The following is a 22454-nucleotide window of genomic DNA, read 5'->3' as shown; positions in this document are numbered from 1 at the left end:
TTGAAAGCAATATGAAGACCACTTCAAATTCCGATGAGGACTTATGGCTATCGTTGAAATCGAGGAAATCCCGGCGCTGCTGAAGCCCGGTCAGACGATTGCCGGATTGGACCTTGGCACCAAAACCATAGGCGTCGCCGTTTCGGACCTCGGTTTCTCCTTTGCCAATCCGCGTCCAGTCATCAAACGCGTGAAATTCACGCTCGATGCGCAAACGCTTTTGAAGGCGCTGGAGGCGGATAGGGTCGGCGTGATCGTGATCGGCTTGCCTATGAATATGGACGGCACTTCCGGTCCCCGTGTTCAGGCAACCCGCGCTTTCGTGCGCACCATGCAGCCGCTGACCGATCTGCCCTTCGTGTTCTGGGATGAACGGCTGTCCACCGTTGCCGCTGAACGCGCGCTGATCGGCATGGATGTATCACGCGGCAAGCGCGCCGAACGCATCGATTCGGCTGCTGCTGCCTTCATCCTGCAAGGCGCGCTCGACCGCCTGCATCTGATCAGGCGGTCGGAAGCCGATGACGATTACGACGCCGGATAAAGCTGGTCGAGAATGCGCATCGCATCATGGCGCGCATCGAGCATGCCATAGGTGCTGCGCCACTGGCCGCCGAGCCGGGTTTCGATGAAGGCATCGGCAATGTCGTCAGCGCCGAGCTGGCGCAATTCCGCCGCCGCAGCCGCATAGGCAAGCTGTTCCGTCAGAAGACGGGCAACCCCCTGATCGCTTTCCGTCAGTTGCAAAGCAGCGCGCAGAACGTCGATGGTGCCCTGCCCGCGCTGGCCAAGTTGTCCGCCGATCCATTCCAGCACTTCGTCAAACAGACCGGGCGCACGCGACAGCACCCGCGCCACGTCCAGCGCCATGACATTGCCAGAACCTTCCCATATGGCGTTGACCGGCGCTTCGCGATAGGCGCGGGCTAGATTGCCGTCTTCGATATAGCCGTTGCCGCCAAGACACTCCATGGCTTCGTAAAGCAAGGCAGGCGCAATCTTGCACACCCAATATTTCACCACCGGCGTCATGCAGCGGGCGAAGGCAGCTTCGGCGCGATCACCAGCCGCCATGTCAAAGGCGCGGGCAAGGCGCATGGAAAGCGCTGTCGCACCAGCAACATCCAGCGCCATATCGGCCAGAACACGGCTCATCAAAGGCTGCTCGATCAGAGACTTACCGAAGACCTCGCGGTGACGGCAGTGGTGCACGGCCTCGGCCAGACCGGAGCGCATCAGGCCTGCCGATGCGACGGCACAATCAAGCCGTGTCAGCGTTACCATGTCCATGATGGTTTTCACGCCCTCGCCCGGATTGCCGATCAGCTGGCCGATCGCGCCGTCGAACTCGACTTCCGAAGAGGCGTTGGACTTGTTGCCGAGCTTGTCCTTGAGACGCTGGAAGGCAAAGCCGTTGCCTTTACCTTCCGAAGTGAGGCGCGGAACCAGAAAGCAGGAAAGCTGCTCATCGACCTGCGCCAGAACCAAAAACGCATCCGACATCGGCGCAGACATGAACCATTTATGCCCGGTGATCGTATAGGTGCCGTCCTCATTGACTGTCGCGCGGGTCGTGTTGGTGCGCACATCCGTGCCGCCCTGCTTTTCCGTCATGCCCATGCCGAGCGTGACGCCGTTTTTGCCGAGCGCGGGCTTTTGAGAAAAGTCGTATTTGCGCGACAGGACCGCCGGAGACCACTCTTTGTAGATGTCCGGCGCGCCCATCAATGCCGCAAGCGAGGCGCTTGTCATGGTGAGTGGGCAAAGGTGCCCGGCCTCAAGCTGTGCGGTCAGATAAAAGCGTGCGGCGCGCGCCTGATGACGGCGACCGGTTTCAGCCGGATTGTCTTCCCAGATCGAGCAATGCAGGCCCTGGGCGATGGAGCGGCGCATGAGTGCGTGATAGGCCGGGTGATATTCGACCAGATCGATACGGTTGCCCTGCCGGTCATGGGTGCGCAGCTTTGGCAGTTCCGTATTAGCCAGTCGCGCCAGATCCTGCGCTTCCGCCGACAGCACGAAACGCCCTGTCTGTTCCAGCTCATTGTGGAGCTCTTTTGGAAAACGAGCCGCAATCTGCATCAGAAGCGGATCGCCCAGATATGCATTGGTGCCTGTCATGGGCGGCGTCTGGTTGGTGACTTCGTGCGTTTTCAAAGGCTCATTCCGTGCTGTTCGTTTTGTTCAACTTAACCGTCTTGCACCGCATTTGCTAAAAATTTGCCATCCATTCCCGAATTTGTCGCTCAAACGACACAGGTTTTTCTTGGGGAATCGGCAGATGCCGTTATAAGGACGGTTGCGGGCTTAGTGCTATGGTCCTATACGGGTGACTTGCCATGATAAAAGAACCGGTCTCTCCGCTTTTCCCTCACCGCCACCTGCTTGGTATCAAGGGGCTATCGCCCCTGGACATTCTCTGCCTCCTTGATCTTGCCGATCAGGAAATCGCCGTATCCCGGCAGCCAGAGAAGAAAAAGTCCGTGCTGCGCGGTCGCACGCAAATCAATCTTTTCTTCGAAGCATCGACGCGAACGCAATCGTCGTTCGAACTGGCCGGTAAACGGCTCGGTGCCGACGTGATGAACATGTCGGTCGGCAATTCGTCGGTCAAGAAGGGCGAAACGCTCATCGATACGGCGATGACGCTGAACGCGATGCAACCGGATATTCTGGTCATACGCCATGCGTCCGCCGGAGCTGCCGCCCTGCTCGCGCAAAAGGTCGGCTGCTCGGTCGTCAATGCGGGCGACGGCGCGCATGAACATCCCACACAGGCCCTGCTCGATGCGCTGACGATCCGTCGCGCCAAAGGCCAGATCGAAAACCTGATTGTCGCCATTTGCGGCGATGTGCTCCACTCACGTGTGGCGCGCTCCAACATTCTGCTTCTCAACGCCCTCGGTGCGCGCGTGCGTGTCGTCGCGCCATCCACGCTTCTGCCTTCCGGCATGGCGGATATGAGTGTCGAAGTCTTCAACTCGATGGAGGAAGGTCTGAAAGACGCCGATGTGGTCATGATGTTGCGCTTGCAACGCGAGCGCATGGCAGGTGCCTTCGTGCCGTCGGTGCGTGAATATTTCCGCTTCTACGGCCTCGATAAGGAAAAACTGAAACACGCCAAGCCTGACGCGCTCGTCATGCATCCCGGTCCGATGAACCGTGGCGTCGAAATCGCCTCGGATGTCGCCGATGGCCCGCAGAGCGTCATCCAGCAGCAGGTGGAAATGGGCGTTGCGGTGCGCATGGCCGTGATGGAAGCCCTACTCGATCCGCGCCGAAATCCAAGCAACGGAGAAGCAGCATGAGCGCCGTTCTGTTTGAAAATGCGCGCATCGTCGATCCGTCACGCGGTCTCGATGAAACCGGCAGTGTGCTGATCCGCGACGGCAAGATCGTTGCCGCCGGAGCGGATGCCCGTAATCAGGGCGCACCGGAAGGTGCGGAAATCATCGATCTGGACGGTAAGGCAGTTCTGCCCGGTCTGGTCGATTCGCGGGTGTTTATCGGCGAGCCAGGCGCAGAACACCGCGAAACCATCGCTTCAGCCAGCCGCGCTGCTGCCGCGGGTGGTGTGACTTCTATCATCATGATGCCGGATACCGATCCGGTCATTGATGATGTGGCGCTGGTCGAATTCGTCAAGCGCACCGCGCGGGATACGGCCATCGTCAATGTGCACCCGGCGGCTGCTATCACCAAAGGGCTGCATGGCGAAGAAATGACTGAGATTGGTCTGTTGCGCGATGCCGGTGCGGTCGCCTTCACCGAAGGCCGTCAGACAATAGCCAATACGCAGCTGATGCGCCGCGCACTGACCTATGCCCGCGATTTCAACGCGGTCATCGCCTGCGAAACCCGTGACCCCTATCTCGGTGCCAACGGCGTGATGAATGAAGGCCTGTTCGCAAGCTGGCTCGGCTTGTCCGGGAGCCCGCGTGAAGCCGAGGTCATCCCGCTGGAGCGCGATCTGCGCCTCGCCGCGCTGACCAACAGCAATTATCACGCGGCACAGCTTTCCTGCGCCATGTCGGCAGAAGCCATGTGCCGTGCCAAGGACCTTGGCGCCAAGGTGACGGCAGGTGTGTCGATCAACCACTTGTCGCTCAATGAGAACGACATTGGCGAGTTCCGCACCTTCTTCCGCCTGTCGCCGCCGCTGCGCAGTGAACAGGACCGGCTTGCCATGGTCGAGGCGGTCAAGAACGGCACGATCGATATTGTGGTCTCCGCGCATGATCCGCAGGACGTCGACACCAAGCGCCTGCCCTTTGCGGATGCAGAAGCCGGAGCCATCGGCCTGGAAACGCTTCTGGGCGCAGCCCTTCGTCTTTATCACAATGACAGCATCCCGCTGTTGCGTCTGGTTGAAGTGCTGTCTACCGCCCCGGCGAAGATTTTCGGCCTCGATGCCGGTACGCTGAAGCCCGGCGCGTCGGCAGACCTTGCCATTGTCGATCTCGACGAGCCGTGGATTGTGCGGGAGGAAGAGCTGCATTCGCTTTCGAAGAACAGCTGTTTTGAAAGCGCCCGCTTTCAGGGTCGCGTTGTCCGCACTATAGTCGCCGGCAAGACCGTTTATTCGGCATAAGAATCCATAGTCCCGACAGGAGAACTCTTTTCGGGACCTTGGATAACAATAAAAGCCAGAGGGAATCTATATGGCCGAAACCGGTTTCTTTAATCTCGTGCACATCGCGACACTTATTTTCGGCTATCTCCTCGGTTCCATCCCCTTCGGGCTGATCCTGACCCGACTGGCGGGCTTGGGCGATGTGCGGTCCATCGGCTCGGGCAATATCGGCGCAACCAATGTGCTGCGCACCGGCAACAAGAAGCTCGCCGCTGCGACGCTCATTCTCGATGCGCTGAAGGGCACCTTTGCGGTGCTGGTCGCATGGCGCTATGGCGAAGGTGCCGCGATTGCTGCGGGCTTTGGTGCCTTTATCGGCCATCTCTTTCCGGTATGGATCGGCTTCAAGGGCGGCAAAGGCGTTGCCACCTATCTCGGCATTCTGATCGGCCTGGCATGGCCCGGCGCCTTGATCTTCGCCGCTGTCTGGATCGTAACCGCAATTGTCACGCGTTATTCGTCGCTATCCGCGCTTCTGGCCAGTGTCATCGTGCCGATTGGCCTTTATTTCAAAGGCGACCACGCGATTGCGGGCCTGTTTGCAGTGCTGACAGTGATCATCTTCTTCAAGCACCACGCCAATATTAAGCGGCTTCTGAACGGCACAGAAAGCCGGATCGGAGCCAAGGGGTGATGGAGGGCGCGAATTCAAAAGCCGGAATTCGCCTCTCAGATCGCCAGAGATTGAACTGGCTGCGCCTTATTCGCACCGACAATATCGGTGCGGTTACCTTTCGCGACCTTATCCTTTTTTGCGGTTCCGCCGCCAATGCGTTGGAGCGGCTACCCGATCTCAATATCCGGGGCGGCAGCACCAGACCACTTCGCATTACGCCGATGGAAGATGCCGAGCGTGAGCTGGAGGCAATTGAGCGCCATGGCGCTCGCCTCGTCGGCATGGGCGAACCGGATTATCCCGCGCAACTGAAGAACTGCGAAGCGCCGCCGCCTTTGGTGATCATCAAGGGCGGTGAGAACGTGTTCCGCAAGCCACCCGTTGCCATCGTCGGCTCGCGCAATGCTTCTGTTGTGGGTGCGCGCTTCACGGAGAAACTGGCGCGTGATCTCGGCGATGCGGGCTTTGCCGTGATTTCCGGGCTCGCGCGTGGCATTGATGCCGCCGCACACAAGGCCAGCTTGGCAAGCGGCACGGTCGCCGTGCTGGCCGGAGGGCTGGATCGCCCCTACCCGCCTGAAAACCTGCCGCTATACCGCGCAATCCCCGAACATGACGGCGCTTTGATCACCGAAATGCCGATGGGCGCAGAACCGCGATCCCGCGATTTTCCGCGCCGTAACCGCATCATTGCCGGGCTTTCGCTCGGCCTGATCGTTGTGGAAGCGGCGGAACGCTCCGGTTCGCTGATCAGCGCGCGGATGGCGGGCGAAATGGGCCGCACGGTTTTTGCCGTGCCCGGCTCACCGCTGGACCCACGCGCCCGTGGCACCAACGCGCTCCTGAAACAAGGCGCAACACTGGTCACCGGCGTGGAAGATGTGATCGAGGCACTCAATCCGATCTTGCGACCGCAAGACCTTTTTAGCGCTGAAGTTCCACAGGCTGACGGTAACCATCAACTGGAAGAACCGCTGGATGAACTGCCCGCGCTCATGACGGATGAGGAACGTTACCGCATTATGGATGTCCTTGGTCCGAGCCCGGTCGATATCGATAGTCTTGTCCGCCATACCGGCATTGGTGCCAGTCAGGTCCAGCTTATTCTGCTGGAATTCGATCTGGCCGGTCGCCTTGTGCGCTATCCCGGTAATCAGATCGCCCTCCTCCCCGAGGGGTAATCTGTGCCCCGCCCGTTCCTTTAATGATTTCGCTTCCCCTCAATCAGATCCTTCGCCTCTTCCGAAGCCATTTGAATCATGTAAGCCAATAAGGGATTGTCTGTCTTCTTTGCCAGTTTCCCAAGTTCGCCCAGCATCTGTTCTATATATACGAGGGTCTCAGGATTATCTTCACGACGTTGCTTCATGCTGCCCCCAACAAATAAGCAAGTAGCTTTATTAGAAAATCACTATGCAAATTATGAACGCTCCGACCATATTTGGCTCCAAATCTACCAAAAGTTACATATCTAGCAATCACTATTTATAGTTGTATTTCGCGATTTTTTGTCTCGCACTCTTGACCAAACGCCGCCCTCTGTTCATGTGGAAGGCAACAAATATGACGCGGTTGGGAGGCAAAACGCCTCTGCGGGGCGCGAATCTGGGCTGTTTTAAATGAACGTCGTTGTTGTCGAATCGCCTGCCAAGGCGAAAACTATCAATAAGTATCTGGGCTCGAACTATAAGGTTCTGGCATCGTTTGGTCACGTGCGAGACTTGCCAGCCAAGGATGGTTCGGTGCGTCCGGACGAAGATTTTGCCATGTCGTGGGAAGTGGACGGCAATTCCTCCAAGCGACTGTCAGATATCGTCAAGGCGCTGAAAGACAGCGATGGCCTCATTCTCGCAACCGATCCGGATCGCGAAGGTGAAGCCATTTCCTGGCACGTGCTGGAAGTGCTCAATCAGAAAAAGGCGCTGAAGGGCAAGACGGTCAAGCGCGTCGCGTTCAACGCCATTACCAAGAAGGCCGTTCTCGACGCCATCGCCAATCCGCGCGATATCGACGAGCCGCTGGTCGATGCCTATCTTGCGCGTCGTGCGCTCGACTATCTCTTCGGTTTCACGCTTTCGCCGGTTCTGTGGCGCAAGCTGCCGGGCGCGCGTTCGGCTGGCCGCGTGCAGTCCGTCGCCCTGCGCCTCGTTGCCGACCGCGAGTCGGAAATCGAGCGGTTCATTCGCGAAGAATACTGGAACATTGCCGCTCTTTTGAAGACGCCGCGCAGTGACAGCTTCACAGCGCGGCTGACCGCCGTGGACGGCAAAAAGCTCGGCAAGCTTGACATCAAGAATGGCGAACAGGCAACTGGCATCCGCACTATGCTGGAAGGCGCAAGCTTCAAGGCTATTTCGGTCGAAGCCAAGCCGACCAAGCGCAATCCCGGACCACCTTTCACCACTTCGACCTTGCAGCAGGCCGCTTCCGGCCAGCTCGGTTTCTCGGCGTCGCGCACCATGCAGGTGGCGCAGCGCCTTTATGAAGGCGTGGATATCGGCGGCGAGACTGCCGGTCTCATCACCTATATGCGTACCGACGGCGTGCAGATGGCGCCGGAAGCGATCACTGCCGCACGTCAGGCCATCGGCGACACATTCGGCGCAAAATATGTGCCGGAAAAGCCGCGCTATTATTCCAGCAAGGCCAAGAACGCGCAGGAAGCGCACGAAGCCATTCGTCCGACCGATTTTTCGCGTCATCCGAAGGAAGTGCGCCGTTATCTCGATGAAGATCAGGCGCGGCTTTATGAGCTGATCTGGAAGCGCGCTATCGCCAGCCAGATGCAGGCCGCCGATATCGAGCGCACCACGGCTGACATTGAAGCCGTCAATGGTTCGCGCTCGGCAATGCTGCGCGCCAATGGCTCGGTGACGAAGTTTGACGGCTTCCTTGCAGCCTATATGGATCATCGCGAGGAAGAGGACGACGACGAGGACAGCGCAAAGCTGCCGGAGATTCGCAGCGGCGAAGCGCTGGCACGCGAAAAGATCGATGCCACCCAGCATTCGACCGAACCACCGCCGCGTTATTCGGAAGCCTCGCTGATCAAGAAGATGGAAGAGCTGGGCATCGGTCGTCCTTCGACCTATGCCGCCACGCTCGCCACGCTGCGCGACCGCGAATATATCAGCATGGACAAGCGCAAGCTGATCCCGGAACCGAAGGGCCGTCTGGTCACGGCTTTCCTTGAAAGCTTCTTTGATCGCTATGTCGAATATGATTTCACGGCGAGCCTTGAAGAGAAGCTCGATCTCATTTCCGATGGCAAGCTTTCCTGGAAAGATGTGCTGCGTGACTTCTGGCGCGATTTCTCCGGCTCGGTCGATGACATCAAGGAACTGCGCGTTACCAATGTTCTTGATGCGCTGAATGAGGAACTGGCGCCGCTGGCTTTCCCCGCTCGCGAAGACGGCAGCGATCCGCGTTCGTGCCCGACCTGCGGCACCGGCGTGCTGTCGCTGAAACTTGGCAAGTATGGCGCGTTTGTCGGCTGCTCCAACTATCCCGAGTGCAAATTCACCCGCCAGCTCGGTGGCGAAGCCAATGGCGAGGCAGCAGCAGCCGACGAACCGAAGTCGCTCGGCAAGGATCCGTTTACGGGTGAGGAAATCACTGCACGGACAGGCCGGTTTGGTCCCTATATCCAGCGCGGCGAAGGCAAGGAAGCCAAGCGCGCCAGCCTGCCGAAAGGCTGGACGCTGGATACGGTCGACCATGAAAAGGCTGTGGCCCTGCTGTCGCTACCACGCGATGTGGGCCAGCATCCGGAAACCGGCAAGATGATTTCAGCGGGCATCGGGCGTTATGGGCCTTATGTCAGCCATGACGGCACATTCGCCAATCTGGAAAATGCCGAGGAGGTGTTCTCGGTTGGTCTCAACCGCGCCGTTTCGGTGCTGGCAGACAAGCAGTCGAAGGGCGGTCGCGGGCGTTCGACACCTGCGGCGCTGGCAACGCTTGGCGACCATCCGGATGGCGGGTCGATCACGGTGCGCGACGGACGCTATGGTCCTTATGTGAACTGGGGCAAGGTCAATGCGACTTTGCCGAAGGGCAAGGACCCGGCAAGTGTCACGCTGGAAGAAGCGCTGGCGCTGATCACCGAAAAGGCTGGCTCGACCAAGGGCAAGAAAGCCCCTGCCCGCAAATCTGCCGCCAGTACGGAAAAGAAAGCCGCAGCCAAAAAGCCGACAGCAAGGAAAGCGCCCGCAAAGGCAAAAGCCGCTCCGAAGGCTAAGAAGGCCGCAGCGGCAGAGGAGTAACAATTGGCACGTCGTTTTCCCAAACCCGATTCCGGTCGATCCGCACGGACCGAACGGCGTGCAGCACAGGCGAAATCAGAGGCGCATGCGGGTGATCCGCATGCCTTTCTGCCGACGCGTGAGGAAGTCCTCAAATATATTGAGGAAAATCCTGATCGCGCTGGAAAGCGTGAACTTGCCAAGGCGTTCAATATCAAGGGCGATGCACGGGTCTATCTGAAAGACCTGTTGCGCGAACTGGCCGATGACGGTCTTGTCGAAAAGCGTGCACGCAAGCTTTCACGTCCCGGCTCATTGCCAAGCGTCACCGTACTGGATGTCACGGGACGCGACGAGGATGGCGGGTTGCTGGCCCGTCCAGCCGAATGGGACGAGGCCGCCTATGGCAAGCCGCCCGTGGTGCTGGTGCGCCGCACGCGGCTTAACAAGGCGTCCGAAGGCGGTCCGGCGGTCGGTGTCGGTGACCGCGTTCTCGCGAAGATTTTCCGCAATGAGGACCGCGACGGACCGGACTATACCGCGCGCGTGATGAAGCGGCTCGAACACCGCACCGATGCGGTGCTGGGCGTTGTACGCAAGCTTGGCAATGGCGAGTGGCGGCTGGAGCCTGTGGATCGCAAGCAGGCGGAAGTGCAGCTTGACCCTGCCCAACTGGAAAATGCCGAAAGCGGCGATTTGGTGGAAGTCGAACTGATCTCGTCGCGCCGTCAGGGGCTGCCGCGTGGCAAGGTCCGACAGGTGGTTGGTTCTATCGATAGCGAAAAGGCGCTGTCGATGATCGCCATCCACGAACATGAAATTCCGCATGTGTTCCCGGATGAAGTGATCCGCGAATCCGAAGATGCCAAGCCCGCGACGCTCGATGGCCGCGAAGACTGGCGCGCGGTTCCGCTTCTCACCATCGACCCGGCCGACGCCAAGGACCATGACGACGCCGTCTATGCGGAGCCGGATACCGACCCGGAAAACCCCGGTGGCCAGATCGTTATCGTGGCGATTGCCGATGTGGCGGCCTATATACGCCCCGGTTCGGCGCTGGACCGGGAAGCTTTGAAGCGCGGCAATTCCGTCTATTTCCCGGACCGGGTTGTGCCGATGCTGCCGGAGCGCATATCGAACAATCTCTGTTCGCTGCGCGAGCTGGAAGACCGCCCGGCCTTGGCTGTGCGGATGGTCTTTGCCGCTGACGGCAGAAAGAAATCGCACAAGTTTCACCGCATCATGATGCGCTCTGCCGCCAAGCTTGCCTATGGTCAGGCTCAAGCCGCCATTGACGGCGCGACAGATGACAAGACGGCACCGATCCTCGATAGTGTGCTGAAGCCGCTTTGGGCAGCTTATGCGGTGTTGAAGCGCGGGCGGGACGCCCGCGAGCCGCTGGAACTCGATCTCCCTGAAAAGAAAATCCTGCTGACGCCGGATGGCAAGGTGGACAAGGTGATCGTGCCGGAACGTCTCGATGCGCACAAACTCATCGAAGAGTTCATGATTCAGGCCAATGTCGCGGCAGCTGAAACACTGGAAGATCATCGTCAGCCATTGATCTTCCGCATCCACGACGAGCCGGCGCTTGCCAAGCAGGAAAGCCTGCGCGAATTTCTGCGCACGCTCGACCTCAATCTCGCCAAGGGCGGGCCGCTGCAACCATCGCAGTTCAACCGTATTCTGGTGGCTGTCGAGGACACCGATCATCAGGAACTGGTCAATCAGGTCGTGCTGCGCACGCAGAGCCAGGCCATATACAGCCCTGACAATATCGGGCATTTCGGGCTGCATCTGCGCCGCTATGCGCATTTCACCTCACCAATCCGCCGTTATGCCGATCTGATCGTGCATCGCGCGCTGATCAAGGCGCTGAGGCTTGGCAAGGACGGAATAACGACCGATGAGGAAGCGCGCCTTGAGGAAATCTCCGCGCTGATTTCCTCAACCGAGCGCCGCGCCATGCTGGCAGAGCGTGAAACCGTGGATCGTTTGATCGCGCATTTCCTCGCTTCACATCTCGGTGACGAGTATGAAGGTCGCGTGACGGGTGTTACCCGGGCCGGTCTTTTCGTGAACCTTGCGACATATGGCGCGGATGGACTGGTGCCCATTTCAACTTTGGGTCATGAATACTATTTATATGACGAAGCCAACCATGCGATTGCCGGAGAAAGAAGCGGAAAAGGCTTCCGCCTCGGTGATACTGTCACGGTCAGGCTGGTTGAGGCGCTCCCCGTTGCGGGCGCGCTTCGTTTTGAGATGGTATCGGAACCGCATCCCCTGCCGATGTCGACGCGCTCGCATCACAAGGCAACCCGGACGATGCGCGGACGAAAGGGCAAGCCTTCGGGCATCCCGCGTCACAAGAAGAGAGGTCGGTAATGAGCACGCTTGAGGCCAATTCCGCGCAGAACATTCAGGTTTTCGGTGGCGAAACCAGCAGAAAAGCCCATCCCAAGCGCCCGCTTGGCGAGGCCATGTGGCGCGGTTTCCGCTGCCGCTGTCCGCATTGCGGCGAAGGCAAGCTTTTCCGCGCTTTCGTCAAGCCGGTCGCCAAATGTTCCGTCTGTAACGAGGATTATACCGAACAGCGTGCTGATGACCTTCCGGCCTATCTGACGATTCTGGTTGTCGGTCACATCGTGGTCGGCGCTTTCATGGGCGTGGAAGCCACGACCAACCTTTCGCTGTGGGCGCATATGGCGATCTGGGGACCGCTGACGGTCATTTTGTCGCTCATGCTGCTCCAGCCGCTCAAAGGGGCAACCATCGGCCTGCAATGGGCGCTTTACATGCATGGTTTCGGGGGCAAGGGCGAAGGCGACTACGGCGACGTGACCTGATCCGGCTATCATGACCGTGACAGTTTCCACGCCCTTGGCTGAACAGAAGAAGAAGGTGCTGCGCCCGCGCGACGCAGCCTCACTGCTTTTGATCGACCGTTCATCCGGCAAGCCCCGCGTGCTGATGGGCAAGCGCCATCACAGCCTTGCCTTCATGCCGGGAAAATTCGTGTTTCCAGGCGGACGTGCCGATTCAATTGACGGCGCGATTTCAGCTTCGAGCGAACTCAGCCACGACGACACCTTGAAACTTCTGAATGGCATGGGTTCCCGCCCGTCGATGCGTCGCGCCCGCGCGCTTGGCCTCTGCGCCATCCGCGAAACATTCGAGGAAACCGGGCTGCGTGTAGCGCATCCGGTCAACGCCGAGTCTTCCGCCGAACCGCCGTTTGGCCTCCCGGCTAATCATCAGGACTGGCGGGCCTTTCTCGGTCAGGGTGCTCTGCCCGCTTTGTCCAGCCTGCGCTATTTTGCGCGTGCCGTGACCCCGCCGGAACATGTCCGTCGATTCGATACACGCTTCTTCATCGCATTTTGCGACAGCCTGCCGGAATTCGGCAAACAAAAGCTCGCACCGAGCGGCGAGCTGGAAAATCTCGACTGGGTATCGATCGATGATGTGGGCAAACTCGATCTCGCTCGCATTACCCAGATCATCCTGGAGGAAGCACAAAATCTACTGGCTGAAACACGCCTTGATTTGCCTGCCGCCCTTCCGGTGGTGCAATACCGTGTGCGGCACGGCCGCTTTGTCCGTGAAGTGATCTGACCTGATGAATACAGAAATTCCAGCAACCGACCGTGCTTCTGCCAAAACAAGCACGGAAGGCGTGAACGGCGCTCTTCCGCAGGAAGGCCAGATGCACTGGCGTTCGCTTGCTGCGGCCATTGCGACCATCAGCGCAGTGGGTGCAGCTATCGGGCTGGGCATTCCGCTTTTGAGCGTGCTGCTGGAAGCCCGCGGTCATTCGGCAAGCCTTATCGGCGCCAATACCGCTGTTGCCGGGCTTGCCTCGATTGCCGCCGCCCCCCTCGCCGCTCCGATTGCGGCGAAGCTCGGCGTGGTCAGAGCCATCTTTCTGATGCTCGTCATCGGCGGTATTGCCTTCCTCGGCTTTCATTTTTTCCAGCCGCTCTGGGCATGGTTCGCGTTGCGCATCGTGCTGCATTTCGCGCTGACGGTGCTGTTCGTCCTGTCAGAATATTGGATCAATGCATCAGCACCACCTGAAAAACGCGGACTGGTGCTTGGGATCTATTCCACGTCGCTCTCGCTCGGTTTCGCGCTCGGACCATGGCTTTTCTCAAAGATCGGCAGCGCCGGTGGCCTACCATTCTTCGTTGGATTCGCAATCATCATGATTGCGCTCATCCCGGTGACAATTGCCTGGCGCGACAGCCCGGATTTCGAGGAAGGTGAACATGTTCCCTTCCTGCCGTTTATCTTCGCCGTGCCAACCGCGACCATGGCGGTCTTCGTCTTTGGTGCCGTGGAAACAGGCGGCTTCGCGCTTTTCCCGGTCTTTGGCGCGCGCATTGGCTATCCGGAAGCGGATGCTGCGTTGTTGCTGACGATGATCGGTCTCGGCAATGTGCTGCTGCAAATTCCGCTTGGCATCATCAGCGACAAGATTCCCGACCGCCGCAAGCTTCTGCTGTTCTGCGCAGTCACAGGCCTCATCGGCATGATCGCGCTGCCCTATCTGATGCAACACTGGTATCTGATGGCGGGCGTGCTGTTCCTGTGGGGTGGCGTGGTGGCTGGTCTCTACACGGTCGGTCTTGCGCATCTTGGTTCCGAACTCACAGGCCGCGAACTGGCGTCGGCCAATGCCGCCTTCGTGTTCTGCTATGCAATTGGCATGCTGGCAGGCCCGCAGGCCGTGGGTGTCGGCATGGATGCTTTCGGCCCGGCAGGTTTTTCGTGGACGCTTGGGGTATTTTTTGCCGCATATGCGATCTTTGCAGCAGGAAGACTGCTTTTCAGAAAGAAGCGGACTTGACTTTTCGGCCCCAATCCGTAGTTATGCGGCGAATTTCCGCTGCCGGGTGAATTGCCGGAATCGCTGGCGGTTACCATCCATAGAGTATGACCCCGGAGAATGGGAGCCCGATAAGCGGGTCCGGTTTCCGAAAAGGTGATGCTCCGGCAAAGTTAAAGAGCAGGTATTTCGATATGGCCAAGGCTACGACGATCAAGATCAAGCTTTTGTCGACCGCTGACACCGGCTTCTTCTACGTTACGAAGAAGAACAGCCGCACGATGACGGAAAAGATGACAAAGACCAAGTACGACCCGATTGCGCGCAAGCACGTCGAGTTCAAGGAAACGAAGATCAAGTAATTCGTTTCCCGCGTTGCCCATGCGGTGACCGGAATCAAAAAAGCCGTCTCTCACGAGACGGCTTTTTGTTTTTGATCTGCTGTTTATCAAAACATTCAGGCAGCCGAAGCGACAACGCGATTCCGACCATTCTTCTTGGCAAGATAAAGCGCAGCATCAGTTCTGTCGAACAGCGCTTCCACGCTGTCGCCGATCAGGCGCAAGCCAGCCAGACCGACACTGATCGTCATATTGACCTTGTGGCGCCCGCTAGCGACCGAGAAAGGCACTGCCTCCACAGAGGTGCGGATACGCTCTGCAACGGCTGCACCAGCCTGCAAATCCGTATCCGGCAGCACGACGATGAACTCCTCGCCACCATAGCGACACATCAGGTCCATACCGCGGATATTCTTGCGCAGGCGCGATGCGAATTCGCGCAGGACATCGTCGCCAGCATCATGCCCGTACTGGTCGTTGACGCGCTTGAAATAGTCGAAGTCGATCATGATGACCGTCAGCGGGCGCTCCCGGCCCGTGGCGCGGCTATAGAGCACCGGCATATGCGTATCGAGATAGCGGCGGTTGTGCAGCCCCGTGAGATCGTCCGTTACCGCCATGGTGATCGAGCGGTTCAGGCTCTGCCGCAGCAGATCATTGTAGCACTTGCGCTTGATCTGCGTGCGCAGCCGCGCAAAAAGTTCCAGCTTTTCCAGCGGGCGCATCAGATAATCGTTAACGCCAAGCTCCAGCGCGCGAACAACAAGCGCGCCTTCGTCTTCCCGCACAATCAGGATGATCGGCACCAGTCGGGTACGCTCGATGGTGCGCAATTGGGAGCAGAGGCGCAGCGGGTCGTAATAGGTGAAAGCCGCCGAAACGACGATGCTGTCATAATCCGCCTCGATGGCCTTGATGAGAGCAGCATTGGCGTCTGTGGCGATATCGACCCGATAGGTTTCGCCCAAAATAACGCGCAGCCGTGCTGCCGCCGTTTCATCCTCGTCCACAACGAGGATGCGGGCGGCATCCTGCAAGTTCGGACCGGAACCAGAAACCTTGGCTGAAAGCAGCGCCTCCACCTCGGCATCGGCCACGCTGTTGCTGCGCTGGAACAGTTCGTCCGAGACCAGCTTCAGGCGGGCGAGGCTTTTCACGCGCGACATCAGATGGAGATCATTGACCGGCTTGGAGAGAAAATCATCTGCACCCGCCTCCAACCCACGAATCTTGTCTTCCGGGCGGTCAAGCGACGTCACCATGACCACAGGAATATTGGAGGTGCGCGGGTCGTCCTTCAGCTTGCGGCAAACTTCGAAGCCATCCATGCCCGGCATGAGAACATCCAGCAGGACAACGTCAATCTGCCCGCCTAAGCAGATTTCGAAAGCATCTGATCCGTTATAAGCGCTGACAACTTCGTAATACTCAGCAAGCAGCCTTGCCTCCAGAAGCTTCACATTGGAAGCCACATCATCGACGACGAGAATTCTGGCAGTCATGATCCCCCTCGCCTGGTCGAGCCTAAGCGTCGCCCAGATAAGACTTTATCGTTTCTATAAATCTTGGAACAGAAATTGGCTTGGATATATAGGCCTCGCATCCGCCCTGCCGGATGCGTTCCTCGTCGCCTTTCATGGCGAAAGCCGTGACCGCGATCACCGGAATATGGCGCAGTTCTTCATCGTCTTTCAGCCACTTGGTCACTTCCAGACCTGAGACTTCCGGAAGCTGAATATCCATGAGAATGAGATCTGGCCGGTGTTCGCGTGCGAGATCAAGCGCCTCTAGACCGTTTCGTGTCCGGATCGTTTCGTATCCGCTGGCTTCGATAAGATCGCGAAACAACTTCATATTCAATTCGTTGTCTTCGACGATCATTACGCTTTTCGTCATCGAAACTTCCCTGGGGCAACTGCCCGGCCCGATTATTCATTCATCTACTGGCATTGGCTGACACCAAACAGTGTGTGCACCGACATTCCCCTCGGTCCACTCTATGATTTAACCTCATTTCATTGACGAAAGGCAAATAATTCCGTTGTCGCTACAAGGACCTGCATCTTATATGAAAACAATTGCAGGCCCGCGTGGCGGCTGCATGGATCGGCTGAAATGGAGGTGACGATGAAAACGCTTATGAACGAAACAGAAGCGCAGGGTCTCGCCATTGAAGCTTTGGCCTGGCTTGCGCAGGACAAGGATTTACTCCCGCGCTTTCTGGCGCTGACGGGCATCGAAGCCTCGTCCATCCGTCAGGCAGCGCGTGAGCCGGGCTTTCTGGCCGGTGTGCTGCAGTTTTTCTTAAGCCACGAGCCAACGCTGATGCGCTTTTGCGAAGAAACCGGGCGTGACCCGGCTATCATCCAGAAAGCGGCGTCTTTCTTGCCCGGCGGTGCGGGCCAGCATTTGCAAAGCGGCGCCGACTGATTCGACCGACACCGCCCTGTTTTTGCGCTGAAATCAGGCTGCGCTCGGCCCGGTGACGACCTCTTCCGCCGCGGACACATTGAGAACGTTCAGCTCATGCGCCCGCCCGTCGCGTGCAGTCCATGAAATCGACTGGCCGGGTGCAAGCCCGATCAATGCCGTGCCAATCGGGGTCAGAATCGAAACCTTGCCCTGTGCAATGTCCGCCTCGCCCGGATAAACCAGCGTCACGCGGCGCTCATGTCCGTCATTGGAACGGAATTCGACCACCGAACCCATATGCACCACATTTTGCGGCAGCCGCTTGGCAGGCACGACCTTGGCGCGGTCAAGTTCGGCCATCAGCTCGTCGGCGATTTCCTCGTGCTGCTCGGCGACGCTGTTGGCCAGCCCCATCAGGCGCTCGTAGTCGACGTCGCTGACGACAATATTGGGCTTCTTGCGATTCTTGACGCTCATGGCGATAGCTCACTGTTATAAAAGATAAATATCTCCGAGCATGATGGCTCGAAGCGGATTATTGGGATGTTTTCATGAAAGCGCTTGTCGAATTCGCTTGAGGCAAGCGACGAACCATCCCCCGGAGTCCTTCTGCGCTAGGCAGGACTCGAGGGCCTTTATCCCGCGATCGGTTGAACCCGATGGAGTATGGCGGCGAAACGGTTGTTCATAACACTAAACTTGGTGATATCGCTGCCAATGTCAAGAGCATGACGGTTGCGCGCGCCTCTGCCAGTGGCGTGGCGCGGGATTGGTGATATACAAAGCATGTTCCTTTTATGTTCGTTTGAGCAGGCTTCATCGAGTCGAAGCTGGGCCAGACGACGAAGCTGCGCATGTGGACGATGGTTGAGAATTTCGCCGGAAACAGTTCGGAGCAAGGCTTATGTCGCGACTGCCTGTCGCTACAGAAGAGTGCTTCGGTGCGCCGGTGTTATTCCTGCGGCAGCCCGCGCCTGGTGCGACATCCGGAATTGTACAAGCTGACGCTGGCGCATATCGATTGCGACGCCTTCTACGCTTCTGTTGAAAAGCGCGATAATCCTGAATTGCGCGACAAGCCGCTCATCATCGGCGGCGGCAAGCGCGGCGTCGTTTCGACAGCGTGTTACCTCGCCCGTATTCATGGTGTGCGTTCGGCGATGCCGATGTTCAAGGCGCTGGAAGCCTGTCCCGAGGCGGTCGTTATCAAGCCTAATATGGAGAAATATGCCCGCGTGGGGCGCGAAGTGCGCCAGCTGATGCGTGATCTCACCCCATTGGTTGAGCCGCTTTCCATTGACGAAGCGTTTCTCGATCTCAGCGGTACAGAACGGCTGCACAAGGCGCCGCCCGCCGTGGTTCTCGCACGCTTTTCCAAGCGCGTGGAAAGCGAGATTGGAATCAGCGCATCCATCGGCCTGTCCTATTGCAAATATCTCGCCAAGGTGGCCTCCGATCTGGAAAAGCCGCGCGGGTTTTCCGTTATTGGAGAAGCCGAGGCGCTCGATTTTCTGCGCGATAAGCCGGTGAGCATGATCTGGGGCGTCGGCAAAGCATTTGCGGCCAAGCTGCAAAGCGACGGCATCCGCAGCATAGGCCAGCTCCAGACGATGGATGAAGGCGGGCTGATGAAGGCCTATGGCACCATGGGCCAGCGTCTCTATCGCCTGTCGCGGGGGCAGGACAGCCGACGGGTAGAGCCGGAACATGATATGAAAAGCGTTTCGGCGGAAACGACCTTCAGCACCGATCTTTCCACTGCGGCCGATCTGGTTCCTGTTTTGCGTGCGCTTGCAGAAAAAGTATCGCGACGGCTCAAAGCAGGCGAAATTGCCGGGCGCACTGTCGTCCTCAAGCTCAAGACGCAGGACTTCAAGCTACGCACCCGCAATCGCCAGCTTTCGGACCCGACCCAGCTGGCTGACCGCATTTTCCGGCATGGATTGCAGCTTCTGGAAAAGGAGCTGGATGGCACCAAATTCCGGCTGCTTGGAATCGGTGTCGGCGAGCTATCCTCAAGCGACCGGGCTGACCCGCCAGATCTGGTCGATACGCAGGCCACAAAGCGTGCTGTCGCCGAAACCGCGATTGATCGCCTGCGCAACAAGTTCGGGCTGAATGCAGTTGAGACCGGCTATACTTTCTCAAAAGGTAATCTCGCCCGCACGCAGACACCATCCGACCGCGATCATGACGACCACGACTGAGTGATTGGCGGCCTGACGGGAATTCACCGCGTTATCCGACTTGTTTCCGCTTTAGACTCACGGTTCAATTCCCGCAGCTAAAACATGGAGGTTAAAAATGCTGACAGGCCCATTGTGTCGAGCAGGCCGCGCGCTCGTTGAGATTTCACGCGATAACCTCGCCAAACTATCCAAGGTGGATGCATCGGTTATCGAAGATTTTGAGCGGAAGATCGACAAGCCGTCCGCTGAAACGATCAATCAGCTACAAAGCGCGTTGGAAGATCTCGGCGCAGTTTTTATCCCGGAAGATGAACGCGGAGTTGGCGTTCGCTTGAAATTCACCGCCTCCGAAGCCAAACGCATAGCGATCCTCGAAGGCGAAGGCGGCATCATAGCCCAGGATGACGTCACCTGACACATTGGTGCCGTGGCCGTTCAAAGAGCCGTTTGTACTGCGAACGCCGGATTTCGTTTTGATACACTATCTGCAGGCATAAGCATTAAGGCAGAACTCTCTTGCGGGAGAGCACATGTGAGCGTCTGCCCCGCCTAAACGGGGCAAATCATTCAACCGCCGAAAATGGTCCGTCCACCGCTGAAACCCGATCCCGAACTGGTCGTAAATCCGCTCCTGTTCTTGCCGCCCGCGACAATGACCCCGGTAGATTTATCGGACTTTACCGTCTGGGTATCCAGGTTTCCGTTCGTTGGCGCGGTCGCAAATGCAGTTCCTGCCATCATGAATGCACCAACGGCTAACAAAGCTATGGTCTTCATCGTTCCTCCTTTGCTGGCCCCGCCAGCTGACGCCGATATACGATGAGATCATGCGGGCGTTGACGCACAATCCGGCGTTTAGAAAACGCCAGATTTGGCCTCGATGATATACGGCACATGCCGTATTTCGGCATCTAGACGCCCTCCACAGTATTGAAATTTCAGTCAGTTACTAAGCCGGGGCGAACATATTGCGGAGGCTGAGAGCCAAAAGACGGCATGGTTTGCCACACCCGATCAAAGTGCGGCAGAACACCGTGTGAATAGATTGCCACACCCAAGAAAATAAAACCTTGGATATCAACCGCTTACAGTGATTTTGAGAAAGAGATGGAGGCCTCGCCCGGAATCGAACCGGGGTGCAAGGATTTGCAGTCCTCTGCGTAACCACTCCGCCACGAGGCCTTCCTGAGAGCGTTTCCAAATCAATTGGTTCGGCTCTGCGCAGTTCCAATATTGATCCCTGCCCACTTCGTCAAGCGATTCGAGCCCTTTGTGTAAAAAATCCTTGGTGTTTTCTCTTGGCCTACGAATGAACGCCTGCGGCCAGTGTGATTGGGGAATTTTAGAACATTACGATCTGTTAACGCATTGGAAAGGACAGGCTGTGCAACAATAAGGCCATGAGACAAGCGCCGACATGGAGACGAGTGAAGCACGCGGCTTGCTTCGTTTTGCGCGTGGCCATGCTGGCCGCCCCCATTCTGCTGGCATTAGCGGCTTTGACCATGGTGACCAATCCGGACGGTAACAAACCGCCGGTTCCCGACAAGGGTGTTTCCGGCGCGACAGCGCCGACCGGAAATTGATCCCTCGTCGGCAATCTGACGTTACAAATTGCAACAGCTGGAAACCTCGCTGCCGAATCCTGGATTGAAATGGCTCGTAGAGTGCCGCAATCGTTCAATTGCGGAGATGATTTATGGCCAAGCTGCAGTTCTTTTTTGCAAAGGCCTTGCCCTATATGGGAACAGGCTTCATGCTCGTCAATTTTCTGGCTTTGCTTTACGCCGTCACCATACGCGGATGATTTCATGACGATTAGAAGCGAAAAGGGCGCCGTAGCGCCCTCTTTCATTTGACGACGTGCCAGACGCCGCCCTTGCCGTCGCCTTTAACGTCACCCATCTTCATGTCGTCGTGGTAACGATAAAGCGGCATTCCCTTGTAAGCCCACATATCCTTGCCGTCCGTGGCTTTGACGACAGAAAAGTCGCCGTCCGATTTTGCGCCTTTGTCGGCATGAAATGCAGGCCACATCTTCAGGCATTTGGCATCGCAGGACGATTTACCGCCTTCGTCCTTGTCAAACGTATAGAGCGTCATGCCCTTCGGCGTGGTCAGTATTTTGCCGGACTGGCTATCCATCATCTTGGCAGGTTCGGCTGCAAACGCGCCAGCCGTCGATAGCGCGACCAATCCGATCGCTAGAAGCATCGTTTTCACGGCATATCCTCCTTGGTTCGGAAGACAGGCATATGATCGTTTATAGTTCCGCCTGTTCTTCCGATCGGGAGTTTGCGCCCCGTTGCAGCCCGAAATATGGCGCTGCGATTCGGAAGCAAAGAATCAATTAGCCGGAACCGGACAACTGAGATCACCCTCTTCGCAGCTTAGATAAGTCCGCAGTTGCTTATTGCGCTGCTCGGTCAGGTCGGTTTTGCAGCTGGCAACAAGCATCGGATAGATGCTGCCACCGGAAGAATTGCCCGCATTGAAACCGCATTCGGCATCTCTGAATGCAATCCATGCGCGCTGGGCTTTGACAAACCGCGCCTTTCCATCTGCGTCATCGGCAAGACGCTTCTGGATTTCCCTGAAGTTGCCGTTGAGCTTCTTGTCGGCAGCAGAAAAATCATCGCCAGCGCATTGGGTCATCGTGGCCTGATCTTGCGCATTGGCGCATTTTTTAGAGGCCGCCGTCGCAGGCAGACAAAGAAAAAGCGAAGCAAGACCAACAGCTGCAATCCGTAGCATCAATATTCTCCCAAGCGTGACAGTTCCTTTTCAAAAAAAGTATAGCTATGTCAGTTTTAAATGCACATGAAACCGCTAAATTAGGTTAACCGAAAAGAAGCACGCGGAACATCTTTCGGAAGTGGCTTATCGCGCGCCCTCATCTGCGGCTTTTCTTTCAATCCAGTCCCGTGCTGCCTGCCAGCTGCCGAAGGCCATTCGCTGATTGTGCAGCGCGTAGGCGATCCAGCGTTCCTCGGGGTTTTCGCTGTCTTCAGGCATGATGGTGCCGATGCGATTACCATGACTGTCATGCACAGGATAAATCATCAAAACTCCCTCCCCGGAGGTTCCGCGTCGGCGTTGTTTACGGGCCGACCTTTCTGTTTATTGTTTGCGCTCTCGATTGCCAGAGCCGGACGAGCAGTTATTATTGCCCCCCACTATTCAGGGGT

At 57.7% G+C, this 22454-nt stretch carries 24 protein-coding genes and 1 tRNA gene; 15 read left to right on the top strand and 10 right to left on the bottom strand.

Translation table 11 applies throughout. From position 1 onward, the window contains the following. Positions 1-43: 43 nt before the first annotated feature. On the top strand, positions 44-544 hold the full coding sequence (gene ruvX, locus D8666_RS13410) for a Holliday junction resolvase RuvX (protein WP_109367347.1): 501 nt from the start codon (positions 44-46) through the stop codon (positions 542-544). Here the strand turns inward: ruvX and D8666_RS13405 are convergent. Continuing rightward, a complete protein-coding gene (locus D8666_RS13405) occupies positions 529-2157 on the bottom strand; it encodes an acyl-CoA dehydrogenase family protein (RefSeq protein ID WP_121538332.1) in 1629 nt (542 codons plus the stop codon). The two genes, ruvX and D8666_RS13405, sit on opposite strands and share 16 nt — an antisense overlap. A 182-nt stretch (positions 2158-2339) precedes the next feature. On the opposite strand from D8666_RS13405, the gene D8666_RS13400 reads away from it, so the two are divergent. The 4 genes from D8666_RS13400 (at position 2340) to dprA (ending at position 6430) form a co-directional block, all read left to right on the top strand. Further along, entirely contained in the window at positions 2340-3308 is a 969-nt protein-coding gene (locus tag D8666_RS13400) for an aspartate carbamoyltransferase catalytic subunit (protein WP_109367345.1), read from the top strand. After that, positions 3305-4591 (top strand): dihydroorotase, encoded by a 1287-nt coding sequence (locus D8666_RS13395; protein WP_109367344.1) that lies wholly within the window; start codon positions 3305-3307, stop codon positions 4589-4591. Before D8666_RS13400 ends, D8666_RS13395 begins: the two co-directional genes overlap by 4 nt. 70 nt (positions 4592-4661) lie before the next feature. Next, positions 4662-5267, top strand: coding sequence for a glycerol-3-phosphate 1-O-acyltransferase PlsY (gene plsY / locus D8666_RS13390; protein ID WP_109367343.1), 606 nt, complete (start codon positions 4662-4664; stop codon positions 5265-5267). Beyond that, positions 5264-6430, top strand: a complete 1167-nt coding sequence (dprA, locus tag D8666_RS13385; protein WP_109367342.1) for a DNA-processing protein DprA — start codon at positions 5264-5266, stop codon at positions 6428-6430. Before plsY ends, dprA begins: the two co-directional genes overlap by 4 nt. 20 nt (positions 6431-6450) lie before the next feature. Here dprA and D8666_RS24235 read toward each other — a convergent pair whose 3' ends face one another. Continuing rightward, positions 6451-6618, bottom strand: a complete 168-nt coding sequence (locus D8666_RS24235) for a hypothetical protein (protein WP_167836084.1) — start codon at positions 6616-6618, stop codon at positions 6451-6453. Positions 6619-6868: 250 nt separating this feature from the next. Here D8666_RS24235 and topA point away from each other — a divergent pair, with 250 nt between their 5' ends. The 6 genes from topA (at position 6869) to rpmG (ending at position 14686) form a co-directional block, all read left to right on the top strand. Further along, on the top strand, positions 6869-9514 hold the full coding sequence (topA, locus tag D8666_RS13380) for a type I DNA topoisomerase (RefSeq protein WP_121538330.1): 2646 nt from the start codon (positions 6869-6871) through the stop codon (positions 9512-9514). Positions 9515-9517: 3 nt separating this feature from the next. Further along, complete coding sequence (rnr, locus tag D8666_RS13375; RefSeq protein ID WP_109367340.1) at positions 9518-11881, top strand: ribonuclease R; 2364 nt, start codon at positions 9518-9520, stop codon at positions 11879-11881. Next, positions 11881-12342, top strand: coding sequence for a DUF983 domain-containing protein (locus tag D8666_RS13370; RefSeq protein WP_109367339.1), 462 nt, complete (start codon positions 11881-11883; stop codon positions 12340-12342). Before rnr ends, D8666_RS13370 begins: the two co-directional genes overlap by 1 nt. 10 nt (positions 12343-12352) lie before the next feature. Then, positions 12353-13111 (top strand): NUDIX hydrolase, encoded by a 759-nt coding sequence (locus D8666_RS13365; protein ID WP_121538328.1) that lies wholly within the window; start codon positions 12353-12355, stop codon positions 13109-13111. 91 nt (positions 13112-13202) lie between these two features. Further along, positions 13203-14345, top strand: a complete 1143-nt coding sequence (locus D8666_RS13360) for an MFS transporter (protein ID WP_109367985.1) — start codon at positions 13203-13205, stop codon at positions 14343-14345. Between the two features lie 173 nt (positions 14346-14518). Beyond that, positions 14519-14686, top strand: a complete 168-nt coding sequence (gene rpmG, locus D8666_RS13355) for a 50S ribosomal protein L33 (protein ID WP_002966024.1) — start codon at positions 14519-14521, stop codon at positions 14684-14686. 95 nt (positions 14687-14781) lie between these two features. Here the strand turns inward: rpmG and D8666_RS13350 are convergent, their stop codons facing one another. Both D8666_RS13350 and D8666_RS13345 read right to left on the bottom strand, forming a co-directional pair. Next, positions 14782-16167: a PleD family two-component system response regulator gene (locus D8666_RS13350; protein ID WP_109367337.1), complete on the bottom strand. Its 1386-nt coding sequence runs from the start codon at positions 16165-16167 to the stop codon at positions 14782-14784. Between the two features lie 22 nt (positions 16168-16189). Beyond that, positions 16190-16561, bottom strand: coding sequence for a response regulator (locus tag D8666_RS13345; protein ID WP_007878616.1), 372 nt, complete (start codon positions 16559-16561; stop codon positions 16190-16192). Between the two features lie 231 nt (positions 16562-16792). On the opposite strand from D8666_RS13345, the gene D8666_RS13340 reads away from it, so the two are divergent. Next, on the top strand, positions 16793-17095 hold the full coding sequence (locus tag D8666_RS13340; RefSeq protein WP_109367336.1) for a DUF3572 domain-containing protein: 303 nt from the start codon (positions 16793-16795) through the stop codon (positions 17093-17095). A 33-nt stretch (positions 17096-17128) separates the two neighbouring features. Here D8666_RS13340 and rnk read toward each other — a convergent pair whose 3' ends face one another. Beyond that, positions 17129-17554 (bottom strand): nucleoside diphosphate kinase regulator, encoded by a 426-nt coding sequence (rnk, locus tag D8666_RS13335; RefSeq protein WP_109367335.1) that lies wholly within the window; start codon positions 17552-17554, stop codon positions 17129-17131. Between the two features lie 386 nt (positions 17555-17940). Here rnk and D8666_RS13330 point away from each other — a divergent pair, with 386 nt between their 5' ends. Continuing rightward, positions 17941-19284 (top strand): DNA polymerase IV, encoded by a 1344-nt coding sequence (locus D8666_RS13330; RefSeq protein WP_109367984.1) that lies wholly within the window; start codon positions 17941-17943, stop codon positions 19282-19284. Positions 19285-19381: 97 nt separating this feature from the next. Beyond that, complete coding sequence (locus tag D8666_RS13325; protein ID WP_109367334.1) at positions 19382-19681, top strand: hypothetical protein; 300 nt, start codon at positions 19382-19384, stop codon at positions 19679-19681. Positions 19682-19833: 152 nt separating this feature from the next. On the opposite strand, the gene D8666_RS13320 is transcribed toward D8666_RS13325, so the two are convergent. Both D8666_RS13320 and D8666_RS13315 read right to left on the bottom strand, forming a co-directional pair. Then, on the bottom strand, positions 19834-20043 hold the full coding sequence (locus D8666_RS13320) for a hypothetical protein (RefSeq protein WP_109367333.1): 210 nt from the start codon (positions 20041-20043) through the stop codon (positions 19834-19836). Between the two features lie 331 nt (positions 20044-20374). Then, positions 20375-20448 (bottom strand) — tRNA-Cys (locus D8666_RS13315). Between the two features lie 245 nt (positions 20449-20693). Between D8666_RS13315 and D8666_RS24230 the strand changes: the two genes are divergently transcribed. Further along, complete coding sequence (locus tag D8666_RS24230; protein ID WP_167836083.1) at positions 20694-20852, top strand: hypothetical protein; 159 nt, start codon at positions 20694-20696, stop codon at positions 20850-20852. A 265-nt stretch (positions 20853-21117) separates the two neighbouring features. Here the strand turns inward: D8666_RS24230 and D8666_RS13310 are convergent, their stop codons facing one another. The 3 genes from D8666_RS13310 to D8666_RS13300 all read right to left on the bottom strand — a co-directional run bounded on the left by D8666_RS13310 (position 21118) and on the right by D8666_RS13300 (position 22329). Further along, positions 21118-21489 carry a COG4315 family predicted lipoprotein gene (locus D8666_RS13310; protein WP_109367332.1) on the bottom strand — a complete coding sequence of 124 codons (372 nt, stop codon included), beginning with the start codon at positions 21487-21489 and terminating at the stop codon, positions 21118-21120. Positions 21490-21612: 123 nt separating this feature from the next. Further along, on the bottom strand, positions 21613-22020 hold the full coding sequence (locus D8666_RS13305) for a lysozyme inhibitor LprI family protein (RefSeq protein WP_121538326.1): 408 nt from the start codon (positions 22018-22020) through the stop codon (positions 21613-21615). Positions 22021-22146: 126 nt separating this feature from the next. Next, a complete protein-coding gene (locus tag D8666_RS13300; protein WP_109367330.1) occupies positions 22147-22329 on the bottom strand; it encodes a hypothetical protein in 183 nt (60 codons plus the stop codon). Positions 22330-22454 lie beyond the last annotated feature (125 nt).

The organism is Ochrobactrum soli (assembly GCF_003664555.1).
Lineage (GTDB): Bacteria > Pseudomonadota > Alphaproteobacteria > Rhizobiales > Rhizobiaceae > Brucella > Brucella teleogrylli.
The sequence above is the reverse complement of the archived record's forward strand: the minus strand, read 5'-3'. Positions and strand labels throughout refer to the sequence as shown.